The 17,027-nt window shown below is 40.5% G+C and carries 14 protein-coding genes; 8 read left to right on the top strand and 6 right to left on the bottom strand.

Annotated features, from left to right (window positions below; translation table 11 throughout):
- Nucleotides 1–369: 369 nt before the first annotated feature.
- The 3 genes from cydB to GARC_RS18330 form a co-directional block, all read right to left on the bottom strand.
- Nucleotides 370–1,368: a cytochrome d ubiquinol oxidase subunit II gene (gene cydB / locus GARC_RS18320; protein WP_007622986.1), complete on the bottom strand. Its 999-nt coding sequence runs from the start codon at nucleotides 1,366–1,368 to the stop codon at nucleotides 370–372.
- Nucleotides 1,365–2,741 (bottom strand): cytochrome ubiquinol oxidase subunit I, encoded by a 1,377-nt coding sequence (locus GARC_RS18325; protein ID WP_007622988.1) that lies wholly within the window; start codon nucleotides 2,739–2,741, stop codon nucleotides 1,365–1,367. Before GARC_RS18325 ends, cydB begins: the two co-directional genes overlap by 4 nt.
- Nucleotides 2,742–2,805: 64 nt before the next feature.
- Nucleotides 2,806–3,357, bottom strand: a complete 552-nt coding sequence (locus tag GARC_RS18330; protein ID WP_007622990.1) for a GbsR/MarR family transcriptional regulator — start codon at nucleotides 3,355–3,357, stop codon at nucleotides 2,806–2,808.
- 311 nt (nucleotides 3,358–3,668) lie between these two features.
- Between GARC_RS18330 and GARC_RS18335 the strand changes: the two genes are divergently transcribed.
- Nucleotides 3,669–4,022, top strand: a complete 354-nt coding sequence (locus GARC_RS18335; RefSeq protein ID WP_007622992.1) for a DUF1428 domain-containing protein — start codon at nucleotides 3,669–3,671, stop codon at nucleotides 4,020–4,022.
- Nucleotides 4,023–4,215: 193 nt separating this feature from the next.
- Here the strand turns inward: GARC_RS18335 and GARC_RS18340 are convergent, their stop codons facing one another.
- Complete coding sequence (locus tag GARC_RS18340; RefSeq protein ID WP_007622994.1) at nucleotides 4,216–4,986, bottom strand: AsmA family protein; 771 nt, start codon at nucleotides 4,984–4,986, stop codon at nucleotides 4,216–4,218.
- Between the two features lie 115 nt (nucleotides 4,987–5,101).
- On the opposite strand from GARC_RS18340, the gene GARC_RS18345 reads away from it, so the two are divergent.
- The 3 genes from GARC_RS18345 (at nucleotide 5,102) to GARC_RS18355 (ending at nucleotide 7,613) form a co-directional block, all read left to right on the top strand.
- The gene (locus GARC_RS18345; protein ID WP_007622996.1) at nucleotides 5,102–6,319 is read left to right on the top strand and encodes a XylR family transcriptional regulator; all 1,218 of its coding nucleotides are present in this window, start codon (nucleotides 5,102–5,104) and stop codon (nucleotides 6,317–6,319) included.
- A 179-nt stretch (nucleotides 6,320–6,498) separates the two neighbouring features.
- The gene (locus tag GARC_RS18350) at nucleotides 6,499–7,020 is read left to right on the top strand and encodes a hypothetical protein (protein ID WP_007622998.1); all 522 of its coding nucleotides are present in this window, start codon (nucleotides 6,499–6,501) and stop codon (nucleotides 7,018–7,020) included.
- 257 nt (nucleotides 7,021–7,277) lie between these two features.
- Nucleotides 7,278–7,613 carry a zinc ribbon domain-containing protein YjdM gene (locus GARC_RS18355; RefSeq protein WP_007622999.1) on the top strand — a complete coding sequence of 112 codons (336 nt, stop codon included), beginning with the start codon at nucleotides 7,278–7,280 and terminating at the stop codon, nucleotides 7,611–7,613.
- 352 nt (nucleotides 7,614–7,965) lie between these two features.
- Here the strand turns inward: GARC_RS18355 and GARC_RS26050 are convergent, their stop codons facing one another.
- Nucleotides 7,966–9,846, bottom strand: coding sequence for a diguanylate cyclase (locus GARC_RS26050; RefSeq protein ID WP_007623009.1), 1,881 nt, complete (start codon nucleotides 9,844–9,846; stop codon nucleotides 7,966–7,968).
- A gap of 359 nt (nucleotides 9,847–10,205) precedes the next feature.
- On the opposite strand from GARC_RS26050, the gene GARC_RS18365 reads away from it, so the two are divergent.
- From GARC_RS18365 to GARC_RS18380, 4 genes are all read left to right on the top strand, one after another.
- A complete protein-coding gene (locus tag GARC_RS18365; RefSeq protein ID WP_007623023.1) occupies nucleotides 10,206–12,587 on the top strand; it encodes a heavy metal translocating P-type ATPase in 2,382 nt (793 codons plus the stop codon).
- On the top strand, nucleotides 12,580–12,981 hold the full coding sequence (gene cueR, locus GARC_RS18370) for a Cu(I)-responsive transcriptional regulator (protein ID WP_039990006.1): 402 nt from the start codon (nucleotides 12,580–12,582) through the stop codon (nucleotides 12,979–12,981). The genes GARC_RS18365 and cueR overlap by 8 nt, the downstream gene beginning before the upstream one ends.
- Before the next feature lie 352 nt (nucleotides 12,982–13,333).
- Nucleotides 13,334–14,824, top strand: a complete 1,491-nt coding sequence (locus GARC_RS18375) for a SulP family inorganic anion transporter (RefSeq protein WP_007623026.1) — start codon at nucleotides 13,334–13,336, stop codon at nucleotides 14,822–14,824.
- A 9-nt stretch (nucleotides 14,825–14,833) separates the two neighbouring features.
- Nucleotides 14,834–15,685, top strand: coding sequence for a universal stress protein (locus tag GARC_RS18380; protein WP_007623028.1), 852 nt, complete (start codon nucleotides 14,834–14,836; stop codon nucleotides 15,683–15,685).
- Nucleotides 15,686–15,735: 50 nt separating this feature from the next.
- Here the strand turns inward: GARC_RS18380 and GARC_RS18385 are convergent, their stop codons facing one another.
- Nucleotides 15,736–17,001: an ATP-binding protein gene (locus tag GARC_RS18385; protein ID WP_039990008.1), complete on the bottom strand. Its 1,266-nt coding sequence runs from the start codon at nucleotides 16,999–17,001 to the stop codon at nucleotides 15,736–15,738.
- Nucleotides 17,002–17,027: the final 26 nt, after the last annotated feature.

Below are 17,027 nucleotides of genomic sequence, written 5' to 3' on the forward strand. Positions count from 1 at the left end.
TACAAGAATACGCGTATATATCGATAGCAAAAATATATCTAGTTATGAAAACTTTCATATCGATAAAAATCACGGTAGGAGTCCATTTCCAGCCTCCTCATAAAGATCCGTACCAGTGCTTTCGCGACTTAAGTACGATTAACTGAGCATATATGAATACCCAAAACCCTTACTGTGTCTGGCTTCATCGCCTTTAAATGTATATAAAAGGCGACAATATTAGAACGATATCATATAGCCAATCGTCTACAGAAACAACATAGCGTTTCTTACATAAAGTAAGTCAATATTAACCTGTCCAAGAGTAAAGGTGGGCAAGAGTTTAATACCTATGCCCAACTTAAAATGATTGTGTGTTGATTGGTATGCTCAGTAATACTTTAAATCTTGCACTTTTCCCCAAAATACCCGATACGAGAATATTGTGTAAGCCAAAATACAGGGGATAACGATTAACGCTCCATATAAAATAAAACGTAGTGATTCAGGAGCACTTGCCGCCTGCCAAATGGTTAACTCGCCGGGTACTACATATGGGTAAAAGCTAAAGGCAAGACCACAAAAACAAAATACATAAACCACTACTGTTATTAGAAAGGGTAACCAGCAACCACTGTCATCTTTTAGGGGTAATTGTTTTAATACTAAATGACCAATTAAAAATAAGGTAAAACAAACAAATGGCACAATAGCCATAAAATAGGCGAAAGGTGCGGTGGTCCAGCGTTCAAATACAAATTGATTGATAAGCGGATTCACAATACATACTGCTAATATTCCAATAAAACTGATTTTTCCGGTTATTTTGGCCCAATTTATGGCGCGTAATTGCAAGTCATCAGAGGTCTTTAATATTAACCAAGTACTGCCAATTAATGCATATGCACAAGTGACACCTAGCGCACTTAATGCGGCGAATGCATAAGCCATAAAAGATGCTTCAAACCCCATCACAAAGCTACCTAACATATACCCCTGACTGGAGGATGCAATACAGGAGCCGAGTTTGAAAATTTGGTTCCAGCGGTGTTTATTAACCTGTGCCACTTTGGCTCTAAAATCGAATGCGACCCCCCTAAGTATCAACCCTACTAACATTATGGCTGATGGGATATACAAGGCTTTTAGAATGACATTGTGCGCGGTTGGAAAGGCTATCAATAATAAACCTACAGCCATTACCAACCATGTTTCATTGGCATCCCAAAAGGGGCCTATAGAAGCAATCATTTGGTCTGCTTGTTGATCATTGTTAAGAGGTAACAATATACCTACCCCCAGATCGTAGCCGTCTAAAATCGCATAAACTATGACAGACAATGCCATCAAAGCTGCGAAAATAGCCGGTAAGTTAGCGTCAGCGATCATAATGTGGCTCCTTCGGTTGTGTTTGCTGTGTGGAAACCTTTTTGGTGAAGTCTTTCTTCAGGTTGAATATCCTCTATTTCGACCGCTTTTCGTGCCATTAAAAATAGTGTGTGCAAATAAGCAATTAATAAAGAAACATAGACTGATAGATACAAAATAAAGCTAAACATCACATTTTCAGGAGCAATGTCGGTGACAGCCTCTGAGGTTTTTAACAGGCCCGAAACCAAATAAGGTTGACGGCCAATTTCTGTAACATACCAACCCGCAAGGATGGCTATCCACCCAGAAAAACTCATGGCAATCAGGCTATATAACATGCCCTTACTTAGTTGTTTGTTGCGGATTAATTTGAAACTGGTGAGCCAAGCGATGACAAGCATTAACATGCCTATACCTACCATGATACGAAACCCATAAAATACTGGTTTAACAGGGGGGTGTTCGCCAATAAAGTCATTTAAACCTTGTACTTCTCCTTCTGGATCGTGGGTTAATATGATGCTAGTAAGATTAGGAATGGCCAATTCAAAATGATTAGTGCGAGTCTTTTCATCTGGTATTGCAAACAACAACATAGGTACTGCTTTTTGGGTTTCCCAAATGCCTTCCATTGCAGCAACTTTTTGTGGTTGGTGTTCAAGGGTGTTTAAACCATGTAAGTCACCAACAAATATTTGTAAAGGCACAAGTAAAGCAGCAACAAACATGGCTGTTTTTAAGGCTAATTTTGGGGCTTTTTTATTATCCCCGCGGATAATACGATAGGCGGATATGCCCGCTATTAAAAACGCTGCGTTTAGCGCTGACGCCAATAAAACATGGCTTAAACGGTAAGGAAAAGATGGGTTGAAAATGATGTCCCACCAATCCAACGCATGAGCTACACCATCACGCATTTCAAAACCCGTTGGGGTTTGCATCCAAGAATTAAGTGCAATAATCCAAAAAGCAGAAAGAGTTGTTCCCACTGCTACCAATAAAGTCGCTAAAGTATGTAACCAACTAGGCACTCGGTGCATACCAAATAACATCACGCCCAGAAAGGTCGCTTCTAAAAAGAATGCGGTTAAAACTTCGTAGCCTAAAAGTGGTCCTGCAATATTGCCCACAGTTTCCATGTAGCCAGGCCAATTGGTACCAAATTGAAATGACATGGTGATACCACTTACCACACCTAGGGCAAATGTAAGGGCAAACACTTTGACCCAAAAGCGATATACTCGCATCCAGACGGGATGGCCACTTAGATTAAAGCGTAATTTAAAGTAAAATAAGAACCAGCCTAGTGCGATAGTGATGCTGGGGAATAAAATATGGAAACTCATGTTTATCGCAAATTGTAAGCGAGACAACAGGAAGACGTCATCCATGGGACACCTCATTTATAATGTGAAAAAATTTGATTAGTTGATAGTTTGAGGACTACCGCAGGTATTATTCGTTACTTCGTTTCAGTAATTTATCTTTCATATCCAAAACTTTGCCCACACCCGAACCTAACTTCATCAAGGTATCGAGTTTTTCTGGGCTCAAACGCTGCAACTCGCTCGACCACTTAGTGATGCCTTCAAGTAAGTCATGCACTTCTTGGAGTTTTTCTTGGGCGTGTTGTTCTTCTGGATTAGCGGGAGTATCAAGTAAAATATCTCTGAGTAAAGACAAGGTAGGATCCATTTCTCGTTTACGACGCTCTTCGAACACTCGATTGGCCATATCCCAAATACTGCCATTGGTCTGAAAATAATCTTTTCTATCTGCAGGTTTATGATGAAGTTGGATCAATTGCCAAGACTGCAACTCTTTTAAACCCATACTCACATTGCCGCGAGAAATACTTAAAGCTTCGGCAATTTGATTGGCGCTAATTGGATCTTTGGTGATCACCAACAAGGCATACATTTGCCCAACCGTACGGTTAAACCCCCAGCGACTGCCCATTTCACCAAAGTGCATAACGAAGGTTTCAATCATAGGTGTCATTTTCATAGTACAAACCTTCTGAAGTTTCAGTAATTATTGAAACTTTAAAAGGTTTGCTGATCTAAGTCAATATATAGTTGCTTAAAAAGGTTAGACGAAGCTTATGTAATCATTCGCCTGAGTATTGGAATTTCCCAAAAACTCTAATGCTCAATATCCTGCTCCAAATATGGTTTCGTTTTTACTTTGCTGGTGTATGATATTTGGTAATATTTTAGGTGCTTATTGGTGCGCTGATATATAGCTATATCCTTTTGTTAGTTGTTCGAGAGCACTTAATAAACCTTAATCAGCGAAGTGAATACTAGGAGAGTGATATGTCTTACCTTGATGCCTTTGTGGCCGCGGTTCCAACAGAAAACAAAGAAAAATACCTTGAGCATGCGAAACTTTCAGGCGTGGTGTTTAAGGATCATGGCGCTTTAAAGATTACTGAAGCATGGGGAGATAACATCCCTGATGGTGAAGTGTCTTCTTTTCCAATGGCGGTAAAATGCAGCGAAAGTGAAACAGTGGTTTTTTCTACTGTTGTATGGCCGTCGAAAGAAGTTCGTGATGCTGGGTGGGAAGCAATTATGGAAGATCCAAGAATGGCTCCAGAAAATAATCCAATGCCCTTTGATGGTAAACGTTTAATATATGGTGGATTCGACGTGCTGCTAGGTGAATAATCATTTGGCAATAATTACATAAGCTGAACTTGGCTTAAGACTTGCCGTCTTGCATCTTTATTTTTGCGCCTCTATCTGACAACACTAAAACCTGACTTCGTTTATCTCGTTGTAAAGGAGGTGATGTATTATCTTTTGTGCAAAATGTCAGCAGGTTTATGGGCTAAACCTGCTGTTATGAATGACTTCTATTTTAATTAAACAAACCTTTGAGTTTATCTTTGGTTTTCTCTAACAGCTTATCCTTTTGTTCATCTAGTTCTTCATTAACTTTTTTCTTGGCTTCTTCTGCCAAGCGTTTTTTGGCTTCAGACTTAGCTGCAGCAATCACGTTATCTAACATGGCATTAATCACAGCAGCGCCTACTTGATCTGCTGGCATACCATTAGGTTGGCCAATAGGACCAGCATTGAAAGTGGGTAAGGTAACTTCATATGCTTTTGTTTCTATTTTAAAGTCGCCAGTAGACAGTTTTTCAAAATTGAGCTTGAGTCGAACCTTACTTACTGTAACGTTTTCAACAATAATCAAAGGATTAGCGGAATCTTTTGACGTTGTTTCACTTTTGGGTAGATTGGCTGTTAAGTTTTTCTTCAGCGCCATTAAGTTACCCTGACCACTGGCGTCTACTTCATAGAGAATTTCTGGTGCATTGATACTGATTGTCTGAACTACATAAGGTTCTTTGTACACTTCGCCTAAATCTAGAGTGATTGAATCGACACTGAATGCGTCTTCATCGCTGAAGCCTTTAGGGTTATCTATGTCCAGATCTTTAATGGTCATTCGCCCTTCAGTCAGAGCCAAGTCTACGTTGAAGACCGACACAGTTGTGCCAAGATATGTACTCCCTTGTTGTTCTATTTGGGTACGAATAAAATCACCCGCTCCGCTCAACATATAATACGCACCGCCAGCAATCAGCAGTAGTAATAAAACACAAATGCTTAATGCTTTTTTCATCAAATTCTCTTTTAGCTATTGAATTAATATTATGATTGTAACAAAGAAAACTACAAGGATACCTAGGTTAATTTGAGGAGTAGCTATTTAATCCGAGTTCAGATTATACAGCAGGGTGAGTGGTCAAGAGAACAGGCAATATAGTATTAGCTTATTGTTTAATGCTAATAAGGTTTACGATCGTCAAGTAATAGAAGGGATTGGTCACTATCTACAATCAACAAAAGTGGATTGGGATGTGTACCTAGAAGAAGATTGTTTGGCACGTCTGAATAATCTCGATAATTGGGAAGTCGATGGGATTATTGCTGATTTTGACGATCCGGATATGCAAGCAGCACTAACTGACTTAGCTATTCCTGTAATCGGAGTAGGTGGCTCATATCAATCCGCCGACGATTACCCTGATGTACCTTATGTGGCCACTGACAATGAGGCAGTCGTAAATTGTGCCTATCAACACCTTAAACAAAAAGGGTTACAACGTTTTGCTTTTTATGGTTTTCCACCTGATAAAGAACACCGTTGGGCTTTGGAACGAGAAAGAGCAATTGTTGCTTTATGTGAGAAGGACGGGTTTAGTTGTTCTGTGTATCGCGGCCATAAAACACAACCTGATACTTGGCACTACAGCATGAATAGACTCGCTGACTGGATTGAAAGTTTACCATTACCTGTTGGTGTCATTGCGGTCACTGATGCAAGAGCCAGACATTTATTGCAAGCCTGTGATAAAACCCATCGTTTGGTGCCCGACCAAGTATCAATTGTAGGCATTGATGACGACGACATTGCCCGTAACTTAAGTCGGGTGAGTTTAAGTTCGGTCAGCCAAGGTTGCTTTGATATGGGGTTTCAGGCTGCAAAGTTATTGCATCGGCTATTAAATCGGCAGGCGGCGGAAAAATCATCTGAGCAGAAAGCCAAAAAAAAATCATTAGCACGGGTGCTTGTACCGCCAATTGGTATAGTTCAACGTCAGTCAACGGATTTTAAAGCACTACAAGACACTTATGTGATCCAGGCTATGCATTATGTCCGTCAACATGCCTGCAGAGGTATTAAAGTCGAACAGGTGATTGACTATGTTGGCATCTCGCGGTCAAATCTCGAACAGCGTTTTGTGCAAGAATGTGGTCATAGTATTCATACTGAAATCCACAATGAGAAGTTAAATAAAGCCTGCAAAATGTTAACTGAGACAGACACTGAATTAGCTGAAATAGCGAGTTCCTGTGGTTATCCCTCGATTCAATATTTATACGCGGTGTTTAAGAAACACTTTGGACAAACCCCTAAACAATACAAACAAAATGCAGCGCAAATTATATAGCCTAATGTCGAATGATTAGTAATGCTTGTTATCTACAGTTATTATTTAGGGTAGGTAATCAATGTGAATCATTTGTGATACAAACATATTTTTACTTGTGTAATATGAAATATATTCGGATTTCCCATGGTCACTAGGAGCATGAAGTGAAATCAAATCAATAAAAAAACAGGTAACACATGCTCAATAATGCCATTGCACTTGAAGGCCAATTAGAAACGGTTCAACAGGCCAAAGAGTTTTTGCAGGATTTAACCGCTGAAAATTATCAGCTTGTGCTCAAACCCCATTTTGTTAGCAGCGCTGGCACACATATGCGGCATATATTGGATCACTATTTGGCATTACAAGATGGAATAAACCAAGGTTTGGTTAATTATAATAAACGAAATCGTTATTCTAGCCTTGAGTCCTGTCCTCAAACTGCACTGCTTGAGTGGCAAAAAATTGAGCAATGGTTACAAGAAGTCAGTTATCTAGATGCCAATATGCCCTTAACCGTAGCCTGCGAAACCTCAGTTAATAAAACCCAAAATAGTCAAACCCAATCTACTTTAGCCCGCGAATTGGTATTTGTTTCTAGTCATGCAATTCATCATTTTTCATTACTTGCGGTGATCAATTCTTTATTAGGCAGCAAGATAGAAAGTAATTTTGGTATTGCACCAAGTACCGCGACTTTCATGCGCCAACAAGCTTAATTAATCCCTACTTAGATCTGCATTTAGCTTGGTTTTATCCAACTCCATTTTGAATTTATGGTTTTGAATTGAACCAGGATGCAAAATCATAAACGCAAACCATGTTAACTAATTCAGACTAGCAAATATTTACTCCTATTAGTTTTCTGAGTTTGTCTATTGCAGGTGGGAGGACTTAGAGGCTGGTAATTGTGTTGCAAAGCGCGGATAATTGTCGCAATTATTTTCAATAAATTTTTGTAGTAAGGATTTTTTTCATGAGTGATTTACCCCATTGTCCCCAGTGTGATTCAGCTTTTACCTATGAAGACAGGGATATGTTTGTTTGTCCAGAATGTGCTCATGAATGGCCACAATCTGGTGAAGTCGACGAAGACCAAAAAGTAATAAAAGATTCAAACGGTAATCTACTTGCTGACGGCGATACTATTACTGTCATTAAAGATCTCAAAGTAAAAGGGTCTTCTTTGGTTGTCAAAGTCGGAACAAAAGTGAAAAATATTCGTTTGGTGGATGGTGATCATGATATCGATTGTAAAATTGATGGTATAGGCGCCATGAAATTGAAATCGGAGTTTGTTAAAAAGGTATAGTCCTTAGTTGCAACATTATCTTTTCTCTCAACGAGCTTTATAAATGTTTAACCAAAGCGTGTGAATACAAGAAATACCGCAAATACAGGGAGGTATTAAGTAGATATCCAGCACAGGGTAAATTGCACTTATCAGTTGAAGGTCAGGTACTTATTATAAAAGGTGCAGGGCCTGAAAATTTAGAGATGGTCAAGAATACCAGCAACAAGTTATAGGGCTGCGTAAGTAAATTATGCTTTTTTCAAACAATTGATGAAGCGCGAGACTGGTTGCAAGCCATTCTGAATAATGAAACTAACGATGCAAAGAGTGTGGCTTTAAAATTGTAAGTTTTATAAGCATTAAAGCCACATTAACTCGCCATTATCACCCGATTTCTACCTTCCTTTTTAGCCGTAAACAGCGCTTTATCTGCTCGTGCCATAGTACTTTCAAGAGTGTCATCTTCTAAAACCGTAGCTGTGCCTATACTCACTGTTAATATATGAGGTTTCTCGTTGTTATACAGTGGTGCACTTTCAATTTCGATACGGATCCTTTCTGCAATTTCATGGGCTAAAGTTGCGCCGGTGCCGGGCAGTAATACCATAAATTCTTCACCGCCAATTCGGCCAATTTTATCAAGTTGGCGCAAACAATTAAGTGATCGCTGGCTGACTAATTTAAGTGCTTTGTCGCCTAATTCATGACCAAGAGTATCGTTAACGAGTTTGAAATTATCGACATCGAGCATTAATAATGAAAGTGGCTTTTTGTTCGATTGGGCATCTTCGAGCATGATATATCCCAGCTCAAAAATAGTTCTACGGTTAGCTATTTGTGTCAGATAATCAATTTGTGCACGATGTTTAAAAAGTCGTCGGGTTTTAAGTAGGTGTATCAAAAAACCAATTAGGGCGAACACAACCACAACACTTATAAAAATAATTGTTTGAGCGAGTTGTTTTTGGCTTTGTTCTTCAGCCAGTTGTAGGCGATTAATTTCTAAGACTTGTTGGAGTACTTTGTTATCTAATTCAGTGATACTGTCATTAAGCAATGTTTTGGCAGCGCGTTGATATTGTTCAATGAAGGAGCGCCTTTTGTCTGTTTCGGCGCTGATTGCCGAGGCCATTAATTGCATAGCAGTATTGTGATTTCCAGCATAAAACTGTTCTATACCTTGCAAGGCCAATGGCCATTTGGTTTTATTTGGTGAGTCTATTAGTAGTTGGGTTAATGTAGATTGTGCCAGTGTATCTAAGCCTTGTTTGAAATAGGCAATGACTAAATTGTTCAAGGACTGCACCACAAAGTGTTGTTCTTTAGTTGTATTGCGAAGTGCAATTGCCTTTTCAAACTCGGTAATAGATAAAGGCAGTTGTTGTTGAAAATAGGCAAGGATGCCAGCGTTGTAGTGGCTAAAAAATGTAAAATCGTTAAATTGAGGTTGCGCTTTTGCCAGTGCAAACATTTTATCTAGATGTTGTTGTGCAGCAGCAAAATTTTTCATTTCAATAGCCAGTGCCAACAGCGTATGTTGCATATTAAACATGTCAGAGTAATCGTCTATTTTGGCCCATGCATCGTAGGCTTTTTGTATGTACTCGTAGGCTTTATCAAATAATTGATTTTGTTGATACAGATTACCAGAGGCATTATGTATCATGCCATAAGGACTTTCCTCAAACTCATTGTTATCGGCCACTTCAATGGCCTCAACTAACAAGGCTAGTCCTTGTGGCAATTTTTCAGGTTCATTGCCAAAACAAAAAGCGGCCTGGATCAATACTTTTACTAGTAGTTCAGGCTCAGCTAATTGCCGTGATAATGCCAGTGCCTTAAATCGGTCCTCGCAATACACCTTGGGATCATAAGTCTGAATATATTTCATATATGAGCGCTCAACGTAGCTTCTGGGCAAGGTGTCGGTTAAAGGTAATTGCTGCGCTTCTGATATATTGATTGCGGTACTATAGGCGTCAATAGCTTGCTGAATTTGATCATTCTGGTCGTAGGCGGTTCCTAATAAATACCAATAACGAGCTTGTTCTTCAACGGATGCTTTTTGAGCAAGTTGTTTTTGATCATTTAACAGACTAATTTGTTGTTCAGCTGATAAGGATGACAGAGTCGTTTCTAATTTTTCTATTGATTGGGCGTTAATATCAGCACAAATAGTTAGCCAAATAATAAATAGCACTAGTGTTCGTGAAATTCTGTGGAATATTGTGATTTTGACTTTGTGATGCATTTTTTCAATCCTAATGACTAGTGTAATTAAGTTCTTAGGTTACCGATTTCAATTTAGAGCTGCATTATAGGGAAAATGGTGTTTTAGGTGCAGTTATTTAAAGCATAAGTGATTATGAATGGCAATATAACGTGGCTACAACAAATGACAAGTTGCCTGTAAATAGAGTCATTTTTAATTGTACGGATTGGTATAACCGCAGTTTGTGACCGCAAATCTATTTTTACTTCTTTTGAGTGCAAAAATTTATAGCCTTTCCTAGTACTAAGCCAAATTAAGAAAGTAATGCTTGACCTTACCATGATGGTAAGCTTTACCATGCCTCATATTAAATAATGAGAGCCTAAATGGAGGTGTGTATGAGTCGCACTATACAGTTAAAAATTGCCGGTATGACCTGTTCCTCTTGTGTTGGTAGGGTTGAAAAAAAACTAGCTCAAGTCAGCGGTGTTGAAAATGTCAGTGTGAATCTGGCAGTTGAAACGGCAACTGTTAAGGGCACCGCTAATCTTCAAGATTTAGTCATGGCGGTTACAGACGCGGGTTACCAAGTTCCAACAACTAACGCCAGCTATGGAGTTTCGGGAATGACATGTGCTTCCTGCGCAGGGCGTGTGGAGAAAGCTTTGCTGAAGTTGCCTCAGGTGCTTAAAGCCAATGTCAATCTTGCGACAGAACAAGTCTCGCTAATATTGATTAACGATTTGCTTGAGGCTGACGTGGCTAGTACTTTGAGTAATGCCGGATACGAACTTTTGGCTGTTAGTAACGAGTCGCCTAATCGCGAGGTTACCACTAAGTTTTATTCGGCAGATTGGTTTCCGGCCGTAGCGGCCAGTTTACTTTCATTGCCTCTGGTTTTTCCCATGGTTGGCATGCTGTTTGGTAAAGAGTGGATGTTGCCTGCGCTAGTTCAATGGTTGTTGGCAACACCGGTACAGTTTTATTTTGGCGCACGGTTTTATCGTGCTGCTTGGGGAGCGTTGAAGGCCCGAACTGGTAATATGGATTTGTTGGTTGCGATAGGAACAAGTGCTGCTTATGGATTATCCGTTTATTTATGGTGGCTCAGTGCTCAAAATCAGAGTGTTGCGCACTTATATTTCGAAAGTAGTAGTGTAGTTTTGAGTTTGGTTCTTGTTGGTAAATACCTAGAGCACAAAGCCAAACGGCGCACCACCGATGCATTAAGAGCGTTGGAGAATTTGCGCCCGACAACGGCAATAGTATGGCGTTTGAGTAATTGGCAACAGGTTGCGGCTGCATCAGTTCAAAGCGGTGAACGGGTGCAAGTAAAACCGGGTGAGCGGGTACCTGTTGATGGTTTGGTTACTGCAGGACAAAGTCATCTGGATGAGGCGCTGATCAGTGGTGAAAGCCTGCCGGTAAGTAAAACAACAGGGGATAAGGTGACCGGTGGGTCGCTTAACTTGGATGGGGTTTTAGAGATTAACGCCAGTAGTGTAGGCGCAGAGTCTACCCTTGCGAAAATTATTCGACTGGTTGAAGAAGCTCAGGGCGCCAAGGCTCCAGTGCAAGCATTAGTGGATAAAGTTAGTGCGGTGTTTGTACCAGTAGTTCTGTTCCTTGCGACTATAACCTTAATAGCTTGGGGGATGACGACGGGTAATTGGCAACAAGCCATTCTAAACGCCGTTGCTGTACTGGTTATTGCCTGTCCTTGTGCCCTCGGTTTGGCCACACCTGCTGCTATTATGGCCGGTACTGGCACTGCCGCCCGTTTTGGGATCTTGATTAAAGATGCCAGTGCGCTGGAACAAGCGACTGCCATTAATATGGTAGTGTTTGATAAAACCGGGACTTTGACTGAAGGCAAACCAGCGTTAAGTCAAATGACGGCATTGACTGGGTCTGAACAAGAGTTGCTGCAGCTAGCGGTTTCGGTGCAACAACATAGTGAACACCCCTTAGCGCAGGCAATTTTAAACAAAGCCAGTGAAATGAATATTTCTCCTCTAGAGGTTGAAGAATTTCAGGTAGTTGCCGGATTGGGGGTAAAAGCAAAGTTGCATGATTCAATGCTATTTCTAGGAAGTCAGCAGATGATGACCGGATTGGGAATTGAGTTGCCAAAAAACATAATTGAAGTGCGGGGGGCGTCAGTCTCCTGGTTAGCCAGACAAGGCGGTGAAAAGCCAGAATTACTGGGGCTATTTTGTTTTACCGATATGCTTAAACCTCATTCACAAACGGCAGTTAAACAGTTGAAGTTGCAAGGGATCAAAGTCGCAATGTTAACCGGTGATAGTCAAGCCAGTGCCAAAGCTGTCGCTAATATTTTGCAGTTAGATGAATATCACGCGGAAGTGTTGCCTGCCGATAAAGCGGCTTTTGTAAAAAAATATCAACAACAAGGATTTTATGTGGCAATGGTGGGTGATGGTATCAATGATGCACCCGCTTTGGCGCAGTCTAACTTGGGTATTGCTATGGCAACCGGAACAGAAGTGGCTGTTAGCGCATCAGCCATCACCTTAATGCGTGGTGAACCAAACTTGGTTGCATCGACGTTAGTGATGGCGAAGTTAACTTATCGAAAAATAAAGCAGAATCTGTTTTGGGCCTTTATTTTTAATACTGTTGGTATTCCCTTGGCGGCATTCGGTTATCTTAATCCTGTGATTGCTGGTGCGGCGATGGCATGTAGTAGTCTTTTTGTGGTTAGCAATGCCTTACTATTACAGCGTTGGCATCCTAAAAAGCTAAGTAATAATGAATAAGCTAGTCACTATCGGAGAGGCGGCTAATATAACCGGGCTCTCGGCAAAAATGATTCGACATTATGAAGTCACGGGGCTTATCCCCAAGGCGATCCGTTCTGACGCCCAATATCGTTTGTATAACAGCCAGCAATTGAAATTATTGGGTGTGATTAAACAAGCCAAAAGACTCGGGTTTTCATTGAATCAAATAAGTGCTTTATCTGATTTATGGCAAAACCCGAATAGAGCTAGTCGTGAAGTTAAAAGACTTGCAGAACAACACTTATATGAAATCGATAGTAAAATTAGCGAGCTGAAACAAATGAAAACATCACTACAAGAATTGGCCGATAATTGTAATGATGATGAAAATTCCAATTGCTCGATACTTGACGGATTAGATCAGGGCTAACAGCTACAAATTCATCGGAAGGCTAAACGACTATTACTTAACCTTAACCGCTGATTGCTAAGCCCAAGTTTGTTTGGGCTTTGGTTAGTTACAAAAAACCTGTTGTATGCTCACTCGAACTTAAAGTAATCAATCCTGTAATTCATTGTAAAAAAATTGCAGGTTGTATAAGATCTACCTATATAAATTGCCTTGGAATGTAACTTTGATACATACGCCGCCCTAAGCTATATCCCCTTTTTACTATGCCTGCTAAGGTATAGTTTTTCGCGTTCATCGCGAGATCCTCTCGTAATTATAAAAATCAGAAAAAATTCCCAATTTGGGATGATAAACATTATTAGGTTGTTACATGCTTGAACACATTAAGAGAGATTGGCTCTCTAATATTCGTGGCGATGTGCTTGCTGGGATTGTAGTGGCGTTAGCCCTTATCCCCGAAGCTATTGCTTTTTCTATAATTGCTGGTGTTGATCCAAAGGTTGGGTTGTACGCGTCATTTTGTATTGCGGTTATCATCGCATTTGTAGGCGGACGTCCTGGAATGATTTCTGCGGCCACCGGTGCTATGGCACTTTTGATGGTGACTTTAGTCAAAGATCATGGGTTGGAATACTTACTAGCTGCAACGCTCTTAACTGGGGTTCTGCAAATATTTGCAGGTTATCTCAAATTAGGTGAATTGATGCGTTTTGTATCGCGCTCAGTGGTAACTGGCTTCGTTAATGCCCTTGCAATTCTAATATTTATGGCGCAATTACCGGAACTGACTGATGTTACATGGCATGTTTATGCGATGACGGCGGCTGGACTGGGTATTATTTATTTGTTTCCGTACTTACCGGTTATAGGTAAAGCCGTACCATCACCACTGGTATGTATAGTGTCGTTAACTATTGTCGCTGTGTTTATGGGATTAGACATTCGCACTGTGGGTGATATGGGCGAATTACCCGATACCCTACCGATATTTTTATGGCCTGATGTGCCGCTTAATTTAGAAACATTAACTATTATCCTTCCTTATTCCATTGGCCTTGCCGTTGTAGGTTTACTTGAATCCATGATGACCGCCACTATAGTCGATGAGTTGACCGATACATCTAGTGATCGTAATAAAGAGTGTAAAGGTCAAGGTATCGCTAATATTGGTGCCGGTTTGCTTGGTGGCATGGCGGGGTGCGCTATGATCGGGCAGTCGATTATCAATGTAAAATCCGGTGGCCGTGGTCGACTTTCTACTTTTGTCGCAGGGGCATTTTTGTTGGTTATGGTGGTTTTCCTAGATGAGTGGTTGCGCCTAATTCCAATGGCAGCACTAGTAGCCGTAATGATAATGGTGTCCATAGGTACGTTTTCTTGGTCTTCAATTACTGACTTACGTAAAAACCCTGTCTCCTCAAGTATCGTAATGGTAGCGACTGTTGTTGTGGTGGTTGCAACACACAATCTAGCTCTGGGAGTACTGATAGGTGTGCTGCTCGCTACTTTGTTCTTTGCTAATAAAATTGGGCGTTTCATGGTAGTTAAGTCTGATTTTTCAACGTCAGAAAACACCAGGGTCTATAAAGTCATTGGGCAGATATTTTTTGCTTCTTCTGAGCAATTTATCAAGGCTTTTGATTTTAAGGAAGCAGCTGAAAACGTGGTGATTGACCTTACTCATGCACACTTTTGGGATATCACAGCTGTGTCGTCTTTAGATAAAGTTGTGATTAAATTTAGACGAGAAGGCGCAACCGTGAGTATTATCGGTATGAATGCTGCGACAGAAACAGTGGTCGACAAATTCGGGGTGCACAATGATCCTAAAGAAGTCGAAAAATTGTTAGGCGGACACTAAGGAAAAACAATGAAAAAAATAATAACCTGTGTGGATGGTTCGGCAATCACGGCCGCCGTTACTGACGCGGCAATCTGGGCTTCAAAAAAACTTGATAAACCTTTGTGTTTTTTGCATACCTTGGAAAAAGAACAGCAACATGGTGCGGATGATTTTTCTGGTGCTATTGGGCTTGGAGCTCGCTCAGCATTACTTAAAGAAATGACTAAGCTGGACGAACAACGAGGCAAAGTTGCTTTGCAACTTGGCAAAGAATTGCTTACTACAGTCGCCAACAAAGCAGAAAGTTCAGGAGTCAAAACTGTAGAAGTGATGCATCGACATGGTGATATTGTTGATGCCACTGTAGAGCTACATGACAAAACACGCCTAATTGTGATTGGTCGAAGTGGCGAAGATCATGACGGTAATTTCAATGTTCTAGGTTCACACATTGAAACCTTACTGCGTAAAGCGATTCAACCAGTACTTATTGTGCCTGCAGAATTTAAACAACCTACTTCTTTCATGGTGGCCTATGACGGTAGGACCACTGCTGATAAAGCGTTGCAAAAGGTCATCGATGGTGGCCTGTTACATGGACTGCATTGTCATTTGGTTTCTGTAAAGAATAATGAGAGCAATCTAAAAGACAAACTGGATGCGGCTAAAAATTGCATGGAAAAAGAAGGGTTTGAGGTAAGTGTTTCATTTGTAGAAGGGGATATTCACCAATCCTTGATGGAGTATAAAACCGCTAATAATGTGGGGCTAATGGTAATGGGGGCGTTTGCTCATTCCAAGTTGCGGCAGTTTTTTGTGGGCAGTAATACCATTAAAATGTTGGAACATTGTGACGTTCCATTAATTGTATTGCGTTAGTACTCCCATTAGCTTGAAGGGGCAGTATCAGTATTTAACCTTAATTCGGGTTATTTAAATCGCACTGATACTTTTGCCCCTCCCAATGCAGACTCTGCAATATTAATCTGGGCATCATGCCATGCCGCAATCCTTGTCACTATCGCTAACCCCATGCCAAATCCAGGTTTTTGACTGTTATTGTGACCTCGGGTAAAAGGTTGTAATAACGCCAGTCGTTTGTCTTTTGGAATGCCTGGGCCATCGTCTTCTACTACTAACTCTATGTAATGTGGTCCTTTTAAAATACGCACTTGAATAAATTGTGATGCATATTGTTGGGCATTGCTGAGCAAGTTGTTGATTAACATAGCTAGAAAATTTTGCTCGCCAACAATAGTGATTTCACCCATTGGTTGCCATTTGATTTGTTTGCCGTCAACACCATCTATGCCATATACACATTGATCCATTAACTGATTGAAGTCTACTGGGACTTTGTCGACTTTTATCATGCTTTGCTCAAGTCGAGCATAATTGAGTAACACTTCGACTAGCCGTTCCATCTCGGCGATATCTTGACTAAGATGTTGGATGTATTTGTGTTGTTTTTCCGGTTTGCTAGTTTCGCTTAAGGCTTCGATACCAAAACGTAATCTGGCTAAAGGTGTACGTAAATCGTGGGATACGGCATTGCCTAATAACTTGTTATCTTGTATCAGCGTTTCGATTTTTTGCGCCATTCGATTAAATTCGTTTTCAATATCAGCCACATAGGAAGTGCCTGATACTGGAATACGCCAACCAAAGTCACCAGAACCAAAGTTTTTTGCGGCCCTATTTAATAACCGTAACCGTTTAATTAGTGGATAAAGCCAGATCCCCACAAATAATAAAATACCTAAATAAAACACTGTAGTGAGAAGCATTTGTAAACTTAGATTATCTTGTTGTGAGCCTTGAGGTGCAATCGCCAACACTAACACCTGTTGCTTTGATGCCATGATGTGATTCACTGTGATGCGCTCGGCTGACTCCAACACCAAAGACATGCCTTGACTGAAGTCCTGCTTTAATTCTTCTGGCAGAGGAAATTCTGCCAGTGGGATAAGGTTTAGTTGTTGCTGATTGGTCTGTTGCCAAGTGCTTACAAAAGCTTGGGTATCATCTATTGAATCTAAAGTGGTGGCTAACGAGGCAACAATTTTTCGATAGGCACTAAATTCATCGGTCGTTTGTTGCTCCTGATAATTATTAAATAAGGTATCAAGAGACCAACCTAAAAATATAATGGCTGTGAACATAACAAAAACTAAAGAAAGGACTAGCTTCTTCATAATGCTGTCTGCCAAGTTGCTATTGG

Source organism: Paraglaciecola arctica BSs20135 (assembly GCF_000314995.1).
Taxonomy (GTDB): Bacteria; Pseudomonadota; Gammaproteobacteria; order Enterobacterales; family Alteromonadaceae; genus Paraglaciecola; species Paraglaciecola arctica.